Raw genomic sequence first — 16,327 nt, 5'->3', positions numbered from 1 at the left:
ATTTCACTTGATCGAATTATGCGCCAGAGGTCATCCTTTAAGCGAGCCCAACTCTTCCATTTTTCCTTCCGCATCCAAATAGAGTTCCCTCAGCTTTTCTTTTACATCTTCGGGAGCATCCCAGAGATCGCGATCTATTGCCTCAAGCATGTCTTCGATCATTTCCTTCATAGCGTATGGGTTGTTCTCCTCGATCCATTGCCTGTTCTCCTTATCGAAGATGTACTTTTCGGTCACGGCCTGGAACATCCAATCTTCTATGTTATCGGACGTTGAGCTCCACCCGAGTATGTATTCAGTAAGCTTGGATACTTCCATAGCTCCCTTATACCCATGTGGCTTCAACCCTTCAAACCATTTAGGATTGAGGACACGGCTCCTCATAACATAGGCGGTCTCCTCTTCGAGAGTACGGGTTTTCAGACGATCCACATCGGAGCTGTCCCCCATTACTGAGTACGGCTTATGGCCTCCGAACGTCCTTACGGCTGCATTCATGCCTCCCAGCGAGTCATAGTCGTCGTCGATGTCCAGCATGTCGAACTCCCTGTCATTATGATTCTTCACGGTTACGTTAAGTTCTCCGATACGTTTCTTGAACGCGGCTGTGACCTTCTGTCCCTTCCATTTTCCGCCGTAAGCGTACGCGCCCCATGTGGCATACGTCTCAGCGATTTGATCTAGAGTTTCCCACTTGGAGGATGCTATCAGAACAGAGACCCCGTTGCCGTGCTGTCCGGGAGGATCGCCGAATATCCTTATTCTCGCCATGTCCGAAGCTTCTTCGTCGGACAACCCGTCGCGGATGTATTTTTTGATATCTTCGTTAAGATGCTTCTTGTAGTAGTTCTCTTCGTCGGACTCGTCCAGAGCGGCAACCATATTCGTGGCGTCCGTTATCATGTCAGACAGGTTTGGGAAAGAGTCCCTGAAAAGGCCGGATATGCGGCACAGTACGTCAATCCTCGGCCTTCCCAGCTCTTCCAGCGGTATGACCTCAAGGCCGAGGACCTTGCCTCCGACGGCACCCCACTTCGGCTTTATTCCCATTAAGTACAGAATGTATGCGACGTCATCGCCGTATGTCTTCATCGTATCGGTAGCCCACACGACTATCCCCACATTCTCCGGGTAATTGCCGTTGTCCTCCACATAACGGTTGACCATATCTTCGGCCATCTGCTTTCCAACGCGCCAGCTTGCCTCGGAAGGTATGGCATCCGGGTCGATCGAATAGAAATTGGTACCGGTCGGTAAAAGGTGGGCGTTGCCTCTCGTTGGGGCACCTGAAGGTCCCGGAGGGACATATTGTCCAGATATACCTATGACGAAGTTGTCTGTCTCGTCGGTCATCCTGTTTATGCTCGGATAGATGTGTTCGCAAACGTAAGAGATCGATTCTTTCATCTCCTTCGTAAGTATTCCGAACATTTCGGACGCAATTGAGAAACATCCTTCTATATCGAAACCAACCCCGTACATACGGTCAAGGAGCGTGTTGAAGTCTTTGTCCACATCATCGACCAAGGCCCCGTTGAGGCATCCTTTTTCCGTGTTGAAAACTGAGGGTTTATCAAGAAGCTCGTCCAAATTCAGGCCTTTTAACTCGGCCACGGAGACGCGTAACGACGGTATGTTCCCGTTCCTCAAACGGCAGAGACTGTACACCATCTCTATCATCCGCTCGCCTTCAGGAACGTCGCCTAATATGTGCAGACCGTCCTTTATCATCGCATCTTTGAGGTCTGATACGTAGTCGTAGATCAAGTCCATCTTCTCTGCCACATCCTCTCTGGAGCAGTCTCTGTCCAGGCCTAGTTCTTTGAACATGTCCATGGTGCGTACGAGTTCGAATATCTTCTCCTCAAGGGGTATGTATTTCTCGGTCTGTTCAGTGGCCTTGAAATAAAGATACTGCTGGAGGCTACCGTCCAGGTCCATCAGCTCGTCATAACTGCCTGCGCGCGTCATAGAAGGACACATATAGCTTATGAGAACGGAGTTGGTCCTCCTTTTACACTGTATCCCCTCTCCGGGGTCGTCAATGATGTAGGGGTAGACGTTAGGCATGGTGTCCAGGATCACATCTGGATAGCAGTCCCTGGAAAGACCGTTGCCTTTTCCGGGAAGCCATTCTAACGTGCCGTGCGTCCCCATATGGACAACACAGTCCGCTTTGAAGATGTCACGTATCCACCTGTAATATGCAAGGTATTGGTGGGGCATTACGACGCGCGGATCGTGATAGAGTGTCTCAGCCTGTTCGTGCTGCCCCCTGTTTGGCTGTATGCCTATGAACACGTTACCGTTCGTGACGCCGGGGATTATGAACTGACCATCGTGAACGGATATCTCTCCGGGCGGGTCTCCCCAGCTTCTGACGATACCTTCCCTTGCTTTAGAGGAGAGGGAATTGAACCATTTCATGTATCGGTCAAGTCCGAGAAGATCGGCCGCGCGCTGCTCTATCTCATCTTCGGGCACCCATTCGAGATCGCTTGTAACGCCGGCGAGTACTTCATTGACTATCTCGTTGCCGTTCTCCGGGATATGGTCTATGACGTAACCCTTCTCTTTCATAGATATCAAGCAATTCTTTATGCTCTCGAAGGTGTCAAGGCCTGCTGCTCCGCCCACACGGTCGTTGGTGGGAGGGTACATGTTCAGTAGTATGACCGTCTTCCTCTCCCGGGGAGGAGTGCGGCGAAGTTTTGCCCACGCGATCGCAAGAGTGGATATTCTCTCTATCCTGTTCGGGACCGAGACCGTTTGATAGCTGCCGTCCTCTTCTCTGATCGTGAAACTAAGAGGGACGGTTATTATCTGGCCGTCGAACTCCGGCCATATGACGTTGACCCCGATCTCCACTGAGGTCAAACCTATTATGTCCTCATCCCATTTGTCCGGGGGCCTCATCACGGTTATGCCCTGAAGGACAGGTACGTCCAGGTCTCTGAAGAAATTGTATGCTTCTATGTCGCTGCTTTGACCGCCGAAGGAGATCTGCGAGAACCCCACGCACATTATGACGGATTCCACAATAGGTTTTCCGTCCAGGAACAGATATTTCTCTATTGTCTTCCTGACCCCCAGACTTCCGGTTATCGGGCTGGAGGAGGACTCAAAAAATATGGGTATGACATTCACATCTCTCTTTTTAAGATCCAATACCAGGTCTTCGATCGCCCCGATACGTTCTTTGATAACGCCGGAATGATGGAACATGACGCCGATGGTCGGTTTTGAGGGGTCCAGGCCCCTAAGGTATTCATCAAGGTCCGGCTGCTTTGAAAGCCAGGGAAGGAACAGGCCGTCGGTGCGGTTGAAAACAGGTTCCGGAACTACGATCTCGGAGATGCCCCCTATCTCTTTACATAGCCAGAGTCCAAAAGATGTGTGGTTGTTCGCCCCACCTATTAGGAACAAAGTAACGGCTCTTTTGTATTCTTCATCAGAATGCTTAAACAAATGCCTATTCTCGATGTTCGACTCAGGAAGGCCGCCCCAATATAACAGGTCAATATCCTTTTTGTCCGTGACTTCCTTCATACGAGAATATTTTTTGAACATGGATTCGTCCCCATGCAGCCGCACAAGTACGATATCCGCTTTCCTTACCGCTGTTAAGAAATCCATGAATGCGTGTTCGTCCGCATCAAGGTCATTGGAGTCGGCGCAATACATCTCGATCTGCACGGGGATATCGTTCAGTTCAGAACATACTCTTCCCAAAAATACACTGTCTTGGTTCGCCACGCTCAGGTTGACGACATTGATCGTCTTCTTAGGATCACTGGGTTTATTTTTGAATATTGCTGGCATAAAAATCACACTTCTCTCATAACCATTCTGACAGAACTCTCAATATATTCTGCATTCAGATCTTCCAGGCACAGGTATGTGCCGTTCAGCGCTCTGCATAATTCCAAGGCAAGACCGAACCTCAGTCTGCCTACTTCCGTATCTATGACAATGAATCTTATTTTGGATTCAGAAAGCGATGCGGCGGTCATGAGCATTTCCTCCACGGCCCTCATGCCTGGAGTATACGATACGTTGCATCTGCCGTCTGACAAAATAACCATGACCGGGCTGGTGTTCTTCGCGATCCTGTCCTTCAGGATATCGTAACCTTTCAGCAGTCCGTGTATCAGGGGTGTCTTCCCCCCTGTGGGTATCTCGGCCAATATGTTGTAAGCTTTCAATGTGCTTTTTGTGAGAGGCAGCATTTCTTCCGCTTTATCTATTCTGAATACCGCCATGCCGATCTCGTCACGTTTTTGGTAAGCATCCTTCAGCATTGACAATATGGCGCCTTTCACAGCCACCATGCGCTTCTGCGCACCGATAGAACCGCTCCCGTCGACAAGGAACAGAACGCTGTTCCCCTGTTTCTTTTCTCTTATCTTCTCCCGGAGGTCATCCACTTTGAGCACGATGGCCATATCCTCGTGGTCGCGGAGTATCTGGTAAGGCGCAGCCGCCCTTATGCTGGCACATAAGGCGATGTCGTTGACCCTGCCTTTTGGTATCCTGTATCCTATACACCTTCCTGATTTGTCAGTGGATTTGGATTGACTGTGGCGGCCCGACTTCCCTGTATCTTGGATCTTATCGGCATTAGGCATAAAGTCGATGACCCTGAATGTGTCCCCTATGGAGAAGACCTCCTCTTGGAAGTCTTCATCTGACTGAGGAGGTGGCGGCGGTGGCGGCTCCTGGTCATCCTCCGGGGGATCCTCTCGCTCATCCTCTTCTTCCTGATCCTCTTCTTCCTGTTCTTCCGGCTCCGGAGGCTCGGGGGGTTCCGGCGGAGGCTGGTCTTGATCACGGTCATTCCTCCGGTGTTCCAGACATATGGCCGCAGCATCCTTCAGATCGTCGAGGTTCGTCATGTCCCGGTTGTCCAATGCCGCTATCGCGCAGGCCGCGTTCATTACGGAAATATCTCCTCTGTGCCCAGCTACGTTCAGCTCATTGCATACCTCGGATATTGCATTGCAGTATCCGGAGGGAACCCTTGTGAATCTTGCCCTGTCGTGGGCTTTATCGATGCTCGCTGAGATCTCAGCATCCATTTCGGAATAGGATTCTATGAATGCCTTTGGGTCAGCCTCATAAGCAAGTCTCCGTTTTATGATCTCTTCTCTCAGTGCTTCCTCTTCAATGTTAGAGGTGAAAACGCACACATCAAAGCGGTCCAAAAGATGTTCCGAAAGCCCGCCCTCCTCGGGGTCCATGGTAGCTACAAGCAAGAGCTCGCAGCTGTGAGTCTCGGATATGCCCTCTCTTTCAACCGTATTGTAACGGGTGCCTGCTGCATTCAATATTTGATAAAGCAGATATTCCGGTATGAGGTTGATATTCTCCACAAGCAGAATGTTGTTGTCGGAGCGGAGCAGGATGCTGTCAGACAGGACCTTCTTCCCATCTTTCATGGTCCTCTCAATGTCCATGCCGCCGAATATCTGGTCCTCAGTGGCATTAAGAGGAAGCGTTATTATGTTCCTGTCCCCGGCAATCGAGGACATGGACCTTGCCATGACAGATTTTCCGGATCCTTTTGGACCGCAGATGAGCATCGAAGTTATATCGGGGGACGTAAGGGAACACGTGATAGCCTTCTTTACATTGTCATTGCCGACTATGGCAGAGAACGGGAAATCCGGCCTTAATTTGTTCCGAACGCTGTCTGAAGCCATGAGTCCAGTTCCTCCGTGTTCAAAGTGGATTCCTGGAAAGGATTTCTCCTCATACGATGCGGCATCACAAGTTTGGATACGTGCACAACATCTGACGGTGTGACAGCGGTCCGTTTGTTCATGGCAGCATACGCAATAGCGGCTTTGATCAGGGTTAGATCGGCACGGTGACCATCGACCCCAAGATGCAGAGGTATCTTGACCGCAGCCCGGATAACATCAGCCCCGGGCTCTATTCCCATTACAAGAGAGCGGGCTTCGGTTATGATATCTCTCAGCTTCTGCTGTTCTTTGAAATAATCCTCTCTGAAGCCTTCGGGATCCTTCTCGAACTCCATGCGTCTTTGTATAATCTCCATCCTGCGGGTCTCATCATGTTCGGACCCGACATCCACCAAAAGGCCGAACCTATCCAAAAGCTGCGGCCTGAGATCTCCTTCCTCGGGGTTCATAGTCCCGACCAAAATGAATTTGGACGGGTGCGAGTATGAAATACCCTCTCTTTCGATGTAATTTACTCCCATGGCGGCCGCGTCGAGAAGCAGGTCGACGATATGGTCGTCAAGCAGATTGATTTCGTCCACATAAAGTATGTTTCCATTTGCTTTTGCAAGGACTCCGGGTTCGAACTTCTTTTTCCCCGTCTTTATTGCATGCTCTATGTCCAATGTACCCGCCACACGGTCCTCGGTCGAACTCAGCGGAAGCTCGACGACCCTCATTGGAGACATTGATCCTGTCAGATCCCCCCTTTCCTTTTTCTCCTGACAGTCGGGACATAGGCTGTTCGCGTCGTCGAAATCGCATCCGCACGCACATCCCGTAACTATATGTCTCTCCGGGAGGAGATCGGCCAAGGCCCTTACGGCTGTCGATTTCGCCGTTCCCTTTTCCCCGCGTATCAGAACGCCGCCTATCAAAGGATAGATGGTGTTCAGTATCAACGCTTCTTTCATATTTTCCTGGCCGACTATGGCTGTGAATGGGTACACTGCTCTTTTCTTCATTGGCTCACGGAGTACGCAATGCATAGTTGGCATATAAATCCAACTGTCTTCTTATTACAGTCTTTGATATCACGCGGTTCTTCTGCATTCGTTTTTGGGTGATATCCGATGATTAGTTGATGTGATCTCTATAAAGGGGCCCCATAAGTTCACGCACTGTCCGCACATGATCTGTCAGGCCCATTTTCATCACCAGAGTTACCTTTTACATATCCAATTCTTGCTCCGGATCTTGTTCAGACTTATATGATCGTTACAAAAGCTAAAAAAAGACCCTCAACAGAACGACCGAACTCTTCATCATCTCCACATCCTTGGAGAATGCCAGAGTTTTACGTTTGAACCTTGCAGAGCTCGTTCTTATGGAAATGTTCATTCTTTCTACGGTAGAGGTGTTCTTACGCTCGACGGGGGCCGTTACGAACATGCCCTTTAAAGGAGACCGTCACCATCCTATTAGGGCGGAAATGTGCCGCAGAAAAATGATTGTGTCCATGTTTAATTATAAGTGATGCATATAACCTTTACATGGCCGGAGTGAGTCTCAGAGTACCTACCGTCCTCTCCGCGGACGAGCTTATGGACAAGTCGTTCAAGAGGGCATCGAAGATCTCAAAGAAGGGGTCGGATGCGCTTGACGGCAAGAAGAAGACTGCTTTGGCAAAGGTGACCGCCTCCGGAGATATCGTCATATCAACGCTGAACGGATACATCAGCAAATTTCCCAGGATCGATAAGGAAGAGGATTTCTTTCCGGAACTGATCGACCTGGTCATCGGCATCGACAGATACAAAAAGGCGCTGGGCGCCTTGAACTGGGCCTCCAGCAGGATAGAGAAGCTCAAGAACGATTCCCTGAGAGAGATAAAGGGTACGAAGGATCCCAGGATCATAGAGGGCATCAAGAACAGCTTCTACGGGAGGATGTCGTCCCTTATAAAAAGAATAAACGATGACCTCCTCTTCCTGCAGGAATCAAAGAACAAATTCAGGAAACTTCCGGCCATCGACCCGAACGTGCCGACCATAGTGACGGCCGGTTTCCCTAACGTGGGCAAGAGCAGCCTGGTGGCAAAGCTGAGCACCGCTGCGCCCGAGATAGCTCCCTATCCTTTTACCACCAAGGGCATAGTCATAGGGCACATCAAAGATGACTGGAGGATGTTCCAGATGATCGATACCCCCGGTCTGCTCGACAGGGAGTTCGAGGACAGGAACGATATTGAGAAGCAGGCGGTCCTCGCACTAAGATACCTGACGGACATCATGGTGTTCATACTTGATCCATCTGAGGCCTGCGGCTATGACATGGAAAGGCAGACCGCCCTTCTGAATGCGGTCAGAAAGAACTTCCCCGGCGTCCCCATAATAGTGGCCGAGAGTAAAAGCGACATGCTCAACAGGCACGGGGAGAACATAGGGTTCTCTGCGGAGACCGGCGAGGGGGTGGATGCTCTTAGAGAGAAGATACTGGTCCCGATGAGGGCGCTGTTCAGAGAGAAGGCCGCCGGAGCAGAGGAGGTCTGAGAATGGCGGAGGTTGCCGCAAGCGACGAAATGAAGGAGTATTTCAAAGCTCTTTCAAAAAAGAACGACGAATGCTACAGGATAGCCGAGGCCGCGAGAAAGCGGGGTCTGGATCCGGAGACATTCGTTGAGATACCTCAGGCGGAGGACCTCGCCTCCCGCGTGGAGAAGCTTCTGAAAGATTACAACGTGGACGGGGTTGCCGACGACATACGCAGGCTTACCGAGAAACACGGGAACAGGGAGATCGTCGCGCTGATGATCGCGGGGGAGATCGCGGGCAAGCCGGCAGAGAGCCTCGAAATGGCCGTGGACCGGGCGGTGAGGGTGGGCCTCGCCGTTCTGACGGAGGGAATACTTGTGGCGCCCCTTGAGGGGATCGCGGACACCAAGATCAGGACCAATACGGACGGCTCTTCATACATCGACCTGATGTTCGCAGGACCTATCCGGGCGGCCGGCGGTACGGCGCAGGCGATGAGCGTCCTCATCGCGGATATGGTGCGCCAGGCGCTGAACATCGGGAAGTACGTCCCGACCAGGGAAGAGATAGCAAGATTCAACGAAGAGATACCTCTTTACAAACAATGCCAGCACCTTCAGTTCCTGCCGACACAGCAGGAGATCGACCTTATTGTGAGGAACTGTCCCATATGCATCGACGGAGAAGGGACGGAGACAGTAGAGATATCCGGATACAGGGATCTGCCCAGGATCGAGACGAACCGCGTAAGAGGCGGCGCCTGCCTTGTCATCGCCGAAGGGATGTGTCAAAAAGCGTCCAAGCTGAAAAAGCACGTGGACAATCTGAAGATCCAAGGCTGGGATTTTATCGGAGAGTATATCGAAGCTCATAAGACCCCGGACGAGGACAAGGGCACAAAGAAAGAGGTGCAGCCGTCAAAGACCTACCTGAAGGACCTTGTGGCCGGGAGGCCCATCTTCGGGCACCCCTGCGCGGTCGGCGGATTCAGATTAAGGTACGGAAGGGCCAGGACCACCGGCCTTGCTGCGCTGGCATTCAATCCCGCAAGCATGTATGTGATGGATGAGTTCGTGGCGCTCGGCACCCAGATCAAGATAGAAAGGCCCGGCAAGGCCTGCGTGGCCACGCCGTGCGACAAACTGGACGGGCCTTTTGTGCTGCTTAAGAACGGCGACCTTCTCCATTGCAATACGAAAGAGGAGGTCCTTGCCGTCCGCGACGAGATCGCGGAGATCGTGGACAACGGAGAGATACTTGTCCCGTACGGAGAATTCTCCGAGAACAACCATACTCTCGTTCCTTGCGGATATCCGTTGGAATGGCACCGGGAGGAGATCGTCTCCAAGGGCGCGCTCCCGGACGACTGGGAGGATCCTTCCTATGAGCGGGCAAAGGAGATGTGCGTACAGCTGGGGGTCCCCCTGCATCCGAAATACAACATGTTCTGGTATGATGTCTCCGTGGAGAAGCTTAAGGACCTCAGGACAAAGGTATTATCGGGCGGCAGATTCGACGGCGGCCTCATACTCCCCAAAGAGCCGGGGACGAAGCGGATCCTGGAGGAACTCTGCGCGACACACCGCATTTCAGGAGAGGAGGTGGTCGTGGACCGCCTTTACTCTATGCCTCTGATCGACGGGCTCGGCCTCGGAGTGAAAGACGGTAAGATCGTGTCCTTAAGAGAGTTGGAAGGCAAAGATCCTCTTTCTGCGGTAAGCGGGGCGGCGGGATTAGAGATCCGCGCGAAGGCAACGACCCGCGTCGGGACGAGGATGGCACGTCCAGAGAAAGCGAGGGAGAGGGAGATGTCGCCGAAGGTGCATTCCCTGTTCCCGGTCGGAAGGGACGGACAGTACGGCAGGGACATTGACTCTGCGATCAAAGCGTCCAGGACCAAGGCCGTCGGCCTGGGTCCGAGCGCGGGGCCGACGCTGAGCATAGAGGTGGGAAAAAGGATGTGTCCACAGTGCGGGTGTATCACGCACCGCACATGGTGCAGGAAATGCTTGGCACATACCGCCGCGTCGACCGCGAAAAGGACCTACGGCGGCGGGCAGTCGATGATGGACATCAACCTTTCCGAGGAATATCAGGATGCCCTCCGCAATCTGGGCGAGAGAGCCCCTGATGAGCTCAAATGCGTTGAGGGGCTGATATCCAGGACCAAAACTCCCGAGGTGATAGAGAAAGGGATACTCAGGTCAAAGAACGATGTGTCCGTTTTCAAAGACGGCACTATCAGGTTCGATATGACCGACATGCCCCTGACCCACTTCAGGCCGAGAGAGATAGGCATAAGCGTTGAGAAAGCGAAAGAGCTGGGATACACGCATGACTGGAACGGGGAACTGCTCACCAGTGAGGATCAGATCTGCGATCTCAAGGTCCAGGACATAATCCCGTCAAAGCTCTGCGGGGACTTTCTGGTAAAGATCGCCAAGTTCCTCGATGACGAACTGGAAAAACTGTACGGCCTTGAGAGATACTATTGCGTCAAAGACAGGGCGGGTCTCATCGGGCACCTGACGTTCGGACTGGCGCCGCACACGTCCGGCTGCATATTGTGCCGGATAATCGGATATTCCGACATAAGGGGATGCTACGGCCACCCCTTCTTCCATGCCGCAAAGAGAAGGAACTGCGACGGGGACGAGGACTGCGTAATATTGGCGCTGGACGGTCTCCTGAACTTCTCAAGGCTTTATCTTCCCGAGAGGAGAGGGGGACTCATGGATGCTCCGCTCGTTCTTACCACAAGACTTGACCCCAACGAGATAGACAAAGAGGCCCATAATATCGACTGCCTCAGACGCTACCCGCTGGAATTCTACAAAGCGGCGATGGAGATGCGCGACCCCAAGGAACTGGAGAAGATCATGGACCTGATATCGGGGCGCATCGGCACCCCCTTGCAATACGAGGGATTGGGCTTTACTCACGACACCGACGATATATCCGAAGGTCCGAAGAGCTCCTCCTACACGACCCTGGAGACCATGGCCGAGAAGATGGACGCCCAGCTGTACCTGGGAAAGAAGATACGCGCGGTGGACGAAAGGGACGTTGCGGCAAAGGTCATAGACAAGCACTTCCTGCCTGATATGGCGGGTAATCTGAGAAGCTTCAGCACGCAGACGGTGAGATGCACAAAATGCGGGGAGAAATACAGAAGAATACCTTTATCCGGCCTGTGCAAATGCACCAACTCCCTTACGCTCACCGTACACGAAGCAAGCGTGAAGAAATATCTGGAAGTGTCGAAGGAGATCAGCGTCACTTATAACCTTGACGAATACATCAAGGAAAGGATAATGATACTTGAGATGAGCATGAACTCGGTCTTCAACAACGATAAGGTAAAGAAGTGCAGGCTTTCTGATTTCTATTAAAAAGTGAAAACGGGCTTTCGCCCTTATGAAAATTCAGATCTCTCCGAGTTTGGCTAGTGCTTCTTCCGGTTGTTTGGAAAGTATCTCCAGCGCCTTGTCCAGGATCTGTTTTGCCGTCAGGGAGCCGTCGGTCTCATACCTGAAGAAGAAGTTGGTGTCATCCACATCGACAGACACCGCTCCTCTGGATACGTCCTCGCATTCCCTGCACATGCCGCAGCACAGCGCATCTTTGACCTTGAGCTTGCCGCCTTTGATCTCGAACACGCCTTTGGGACATATCTCGGCGCAGCTGAGCACGGCGGGATCTCCGGCCTTACTCTCATCGATGTTCACTATGGGGAAGTACTTGTATCCTACGCCGAAAGCGGCCTGCCATTTCGCATGTTTTTTGGCCTTACCCATCACCGCCGTGGCGTAGATGAGGACAGCCTGTCCGTCGGTGAGCTCCACGATCGGTATGAACTGGTCCTTGACCGCAAGATCGGGGTTCCCGAGGGGCATCATGTCTCCGGACAGGACCGTGCACGGCCCTATTTTGTTAAGGCTGTACATTATCGTGCAGCTGGGACATCCCTCTCCTCCGCAGACGCAGTTCTCCTGAAAGGTGAACAGCTGATGGTCCGTTGGCACGGGAACCATCCCGAGCCTGTGGGCCACGATCTCGTCGAAGAGAGGGGTCACGCTCTCATACTCCTTATCATCCACCATTATGGGTCCGAGATGGAACTCCACTTTGTCGATGGCCATTTTCGGGATCTCGGTAAGCATGGTCCTTCTGATCGCGTTCGCAATGGTGGGAGAAGAGTTTTTCAGTATGAAGCTGCCCCTCGTCGCCTCCATTTCGCGTATCTCTATTTCCATAGGAATGCCTCCTCAGACCCTGCGTCCTCTGCGACCGCCTTTCTTCTTGGTGCCATCGTGGGGGATGGGTGTGACGTCCTCGATGCGTCCTATCTTCAGACCGGCCCTTGCGAGGGCGCGGATCGCCGCCTGGGCGCCCGGCCCCGGCGATGTCGATTTGTTTCCGCCGGGTGCGCGCACCTTCACGTGTATCCCGACTATGTCCCTTTCTTTGGCGACCTCGGCGATCTTCTCAGCGGCCTTTTGTGCCGCATAGGGAGAGGATTCATCCTTCGCCTGTTTGACGACCATTCCTCCGGTGACCTTACCTATGGTCTCCGCGCCGGTTATGTCGGTAAGGGTGATCATTATGTTGTTGTAGCTTGCGTATATGTTCGCTATTCCCCATTTCGCCGCCATCAGACCTCACCGTCCTCAAGTGTTATTCCCGCTTCTGCCGCGTCTGCCTTAGCTTTTGCCGCGGCTTCCTTCTCGGCCTTCGCTTTCGCTTCGGCTTTGTACGCCTCGTTGGCCGCTGCCTGCTCCGCCGATATCCTCATCGGGTGCATATCATCCGTGAAAGGAGACACGTTGTTGTAAACGACGGATGCCTCCTCTTCCCTGATGACAATATACCCCGGAACGGTGACCCTGTGGCCGTTTACATGTATGTGGCCGTGGGTTATCATCTGTCTTGCCTGTTTTATTGTATTCGCCAGGCCTTTGTCGTATACGACGGTCTGAAGCCTTCTTGAAAGGATGTCGTTCTCCGAAAGCGTCAGCACATCGTTCAGGTCCGAGCCCGTGACCGGAAGCAGACCCATGCGCGAACACTTCTTGATAAGTGCGTCGGCCTCGACCTTGGCCTGCGCGTCGCCTCCCCTGAGGCGGGCCTGCAGTTCTCTGGACTGTTTCCTGAGGTTCCTCAGGATGGTCTGCGCCTTCCACACTTCGGTCTTGTTCTTGAGGCCGTACTCGCGTACGATCTCCACTTCTCTCTTTATCCTCTCGCCCTGCCAAGGGTGGGACGGTGTGTCATACGACCTGCGTGAGAATTTTGGATCTCCCATTCATACCACCTCAGGATGATTTCCTCTGGACGCCGAGTGTGAGCCCCTTCCTTCCGTTGGAACGGGTCCTCTGGCCCCTGACCTTGTGCTTGGTCTCGTGCCTTATTCCGCGGTAACAGCGGATCATCTTCATTCTGTTGACATCATCCTTCTGGATCATGTCCAGCTCATTGCCTATGAGATGCATGTCCGCTCCCGTCTCATAATCCATCTGCCTGTTGACTGCCCAGTGCGGTGCATACTCAACATATGATGTTACAAGCGCCTCGATCTCTTTGACCTTCTCGTCGGTGAGCGTTCCTATTTTCACTGTGGGGCTGACGTCAGCTTTCCTGACTATGATCTGTGATACTCTTTTTCCTACGCCTTTGATGCTCTGAAGCCCGATGACCGTCCTCTTATGACCGTCGATATCGCTGTTTGCGATACGGACTATGAAGTTGAAGTTCTCGTCTTCAGCTGCCGGCGCGTCCTTTTTTGGTTTCGCCATGTTGATTCCTCCGTAAATGTTCCCCGAGGGGATGTACTCAAGCGCCTTGTCCTTCCGGACGCGCTCTCAGTGTTCGTCGGTGACGGGTCCTGAGTTTACGTTACGGCTGGGATTGTATCCTCCTTATTAAAGGTTATTACAGGCAACCCTGTTTAACAAATCGATAAAAATAGTGAATACCAATGCTGGTGACCGCATGAATTCTTCCGAAAAGGTTAATTGGACATCTGCGTCAGATCAGAGGTCTGTTGACTCTGTCTCAATATAATCAGTGATCCTGTATGCTGTCCATTTCCTTCTTTTAAAGACCAGTTCGATGTCCGATATATTGAAATTGAATCCTCTCAGTTCAAGTTCTCTCATTATTTCTCTTTCTCTTCCTTCTTTTGAGAAGTTTTCTCTCTCTATCATCCTCTTGAAGGACGGGTTCGTGTAGAGATCTTGCACGATCGCCTTGTTTGTCTCCGGCGGTCCTGATCTTGCTTCTTCCCTTGACCTTTTGACGTTTTTTCTGTCTTTGTAATACTCGTGTGTCCAGAAGAGCGATAACAGCGGCATTTTCATTCCTATATATCTTCTGGAGTAATTAATTTATTTCCCGCGGTCCTTTTTCAGCTGAGGTGTCTTCCGTAGAGCTCGTCAAGTGAGATCAGACGGATCTGGCCATCGGACCTGGCCATGTCGATAAGGGAAGAAGAGAACCCGCTTTTGGAGAATATGTAATAATAGGTTCTTTTGAATCTTCCTCCCATCGCTTCCGCGTCCTCCTTAAGTCTGTCGAGGGCGCTCAGCGATGCCGGCTCATTGCGGTATTTGCAGGATCCCACTATCACTTCCCTATCATCATGCGGCAGGGCGACTAGGTCTATCTGCCGCTGTTCCTTTGTAACCGGATCCCCGCCCCACCATTGCCCTATCCGGGTAATTATAAAGGGATTACAATGGTCGTTGTACATCAGGAATTCTTTGCATATGTCCTCAAAGACAAGCCCCATGAATTCCGGAAGGCGGGGCGCCACAGCAACATCGAACGCCTCCGGCATTCTGCCTGACAGTATCGGCCCCATGTTCGGGGGGACGAACCTGTACCAAAAACGGAAGAAGTTATCTGCGACCAGATAGACCGTTTTCTTTTTGTTCTCGGATAACAGCGGTACCTCTTTTTTTATGATGCCTATCGAGATCAGATTGTCTATGTATTTAGTTACGGAGCCTGTATCCATACCCACTGCGGCAGATATTTCGGACAGTTTCGTCCTGCCTACGGCGACGGCGGTGATAATCGCATTATATATCTTAGGCTCGCGCATTTCCTGTTTCAGCAGGTTTGACGGCTCTTCGATAAGCAAAGCATCGCTGCCCATTAAAGCATCCAATATGTTCTGGCGAACTGTTTTTCCCTCAGAGAACTCCCTGAGATATGTCGGTATGCCGCCGACCGCCGCATAGACCAGCGTCAGATCTTCGGGCGTATACGAGGGGAACCATTTTGTCATATCACTATAACGGAAAGGAAGCAGTTTGATCTGTCCGGTGCGTCTTCCGTACAGCGGGCTTTTGTAACCGTGGACCTGATGTTCCATAAAGCTCATGGACGATCCGCAGAGGATCAGCATCATATCCATGTTCTGGAACTTATGGTCGATCATTTGCTGAAGCACTGACATGAGAGAACGTTCCGACTCGGCCAAATAAGGAAATTCATCAATTACGAATACTATCTTCTCTTTTTCCGCGAACTCGGCTATGTAGTCGAAAGCCTGATAAAACCTTTCAAAGGGCGGGCGGGCGGTACTGTTCGGATCCGTGCAGGCATAGATCGCCATAGATAACAGATCCAGGTTGTTCCTTGCATCGGTCTCGATGGCCGGGAAGAAGATCGTTTTCTTATCTTTACAGAATTCTCTGATCAAAGCGGTCTTCCCTACACGCCTTCTCCCGTAGATCGTCAGGAACTCGAACTTTCCGCTCGCATACCGCCGGTTCAGTATTTCCATTTCCTTCTCTCTGCCTATGAACATACTGTCTCCATTAAGTGGTTTATGATATACTGTATTACGAACCACTATTTGTATATAACTGGAATTCGGTAGCTATGTCCATATTCTGCTTTCCTTTTACCGACCGTTTGCCGTCGAACGTTTTTTCGACAGCGGCCCTGACGATCCTCTTTCACACTTTGCAGCGTTCTTCCCACAAAAATGATGAAGGTGCCGACGACCGGATTCGAACCGGTGAACTCCTACGAGAATGGATCTTGAGTCCATCGCCTTTGACCAGGCTTGGCAACATCGGCTTGTTTTACTGTGTAATG

At 51.8% G+C, this 16,327-nt stretch carries 11 protein-coding genes and 1 tRNA gene; 2 read left to right on the top strand and 10 right to left on the bottom strand.

The window, feature by feature from the left end; translation table 11 throughout:
- Nucleotides 1–30 precede the first annotated feature (30 nt).
- From cobN to FWG96_01765, 3 genes are read right to left on the bottom strand one after another with little or no spacing between them, the layout of a single operon-like run.
- Nucleotides 31–3,822, bottom strand: coding sequence for a cobaltochelatase subunit CobN (gene cobN, locus FWG96_01775; GenBank protein ID MCL2031989.1), 3,792 nt, complete (start codon nucleotides 3,820–3,822; stop codon nucleotides 31–33).
- Between the two features lie 5 nt (nucleotides 3,823–3,827).
- Nucleotides 3,828–5,702 carry a VWA domain-containing protein gene (locus FWG96_01770; protein ID MCL2031988.1) on the bottom strand — a complete coding sequence of 625 codons (1,875 nt, stop codon included), beginning with the start codon at nucleotides 5,700–5,702 and terminating at the stop codon, nucleotides 3,828–3,830.
- Nucleotides 5,672–6,709, bottom strand: coding sequence for an AAA family ATPase (locus tag FWG96_01765; GenBank protein ID MCL2031987.1), 1,038 nt, complete (start codon nucleotides 6,707–6,709; stop codon nucleotides 5,672–5,674). Before FWG96_01765 ends, FWG96_01770 begins: the two co-directional genes overlap by 31 nt.
- Before the next feature lie 528 nt (nucleotides 6,710–7,237).
- On the opposite strand from FWG96_01765, the gene FWG96_01760 reads away from it, so the two are divergent.
- Together FWG96_01760 and FWG96_01755 are read left to right on the top strand one after the other, a co-directional pair.
- Nucleotides 7,238–8,236, top strand: a complete 999-nt coding sequence (locus tag FWG96_01760) for a 50S ribosome-binding GTPase (GenBank protein ID MCL2031986.1) — start codon at nucleotides 7,238–7,240, stop codon at nucleotides 8,234–8,236.
- Nucleotides 8,237–8,238: 2 nt separating this feature from the next.
- Nucleotides 8,239–11,610 carry a DNA polymerase II large subunit gene (locus FWG96_01755; protein MCL2031985.1) on the top strand — a complete coding sequence of 1,124 codons (3,372 nt, stop codon included), beginning with the start codon at nucleotides 8,239–8,241 and terminating at the stop codon, nucleotides 11,608–11,610.
- Between the two features lie 33 nt (nucleotides 11,611–11,643).
- Here FWG96_01755 and FWG96_01750 read toward each other — a convergent pair whose 3' ends face one another.
- The 7 genes from FWG96_01750 to FWG96_01720 all read right to left on the bottom strand — a co-directional run bounded on the left by FWG96_01750 (nucleotide 11,644) and on the right by FWG96_01720 (nucleotide 16,309).
- Nucleotides 11,644–12,474 carry a DNA-directed RNA polymerase subunit D gene (locus FWG96_01750; GenBank protein MCL2031984.1) on the bottom strand — a complete coding sequence of 277 codons (831 nt, stop codon included), beginning with the start codon at nucleotides 12,472–12,474 and terminating at the stop codon, nucleotides 11,644–11,646.
- 12 nt (nucleotides 12,475–12,486) lie between these two features.
- Nucleotides 12,487–12,873, bottom strand: a complete 387-nt coding sequence (locus tag FWG96_01745) for a 30S ribosomal protein S11 (GenBank protein MCL2031983.1) — start codon at nucleotides 12,871–12,873, stop codon at nucleotides 12,487–12,489.
- Entirely contained in the window at nucleotides 12,873–13,523 is a 651-nt protein-coding gene (locus FWG96_01740; GenBank protein ID MCL2031982.1) for a 30S ribosomal protein S4, read from the bottom strand. The genes FWG96_01745 and FWG96_01740 overlap by 1 nt, the downstream gene beginning before the upstream one ends.
- A gap of 10 nt (nucleotides 13,524–13,533) precedes the next feature.
- Complete coding sequence (locus FWG96_01735) at nucleotides 13,534–14,013, bottom strand: 30S ribosomal protein S13 (GenBank protein MCL2031981.1); 480 nt, start codon at nucleotides 14,011–14,013, stop codon at nucleotides 13,534–13,536.
- 237 nt (nucleotides 14,014–14,250) lie between these two features.
- Nucleotides 14,251–14,577 (bottom strand): hypothetical protein, encoded by a 327-nt coding sequence (locus FWG96_01730; GenBank protein ID MCL2031980.1) that lies wholly within the window; start codon nucleotides 14,575–14,577, stop codon nucleotides 14,251–14,253.
- A gap of 47 nt (nucleotides 14,578–14,624) precedes the next feature.
- Nucleotides 14,625–16,034: an ATP-binding protein gene (locus FWG96_01725; protein MCL2031979.1), complete on the bottom strand. Its 1,410-nt coding sequence runs from the start codon at nucleotides 16,032–16,034 to the stop codon at nucleotides 14,625–14,627.
- Nucleotides 16,035–16,224: 190 nt separating this feature from the next.
- Nucleotides 16,225–16,309 (bottom strand) — tRNA-Leu (locus FWG96_01720).
- Nucleotides 16,310–16,327: the final 18 nt, after the last annotated feature.

Source organism: Candidatus Methanoplasma cognatum (assembly GCA_009777615.1).
GTDB lineage: Archaea > Thermoplasmatota > Thermoplasmata > Methanomassiliicoccales > Methanomethylophilaceae > Methanoplasma > Methanoplasma cognatum.
Note: the sequence above shows the minus strand (reverse complement) of the source record. Positions and strands in the feature narration are given on the sequence as shown.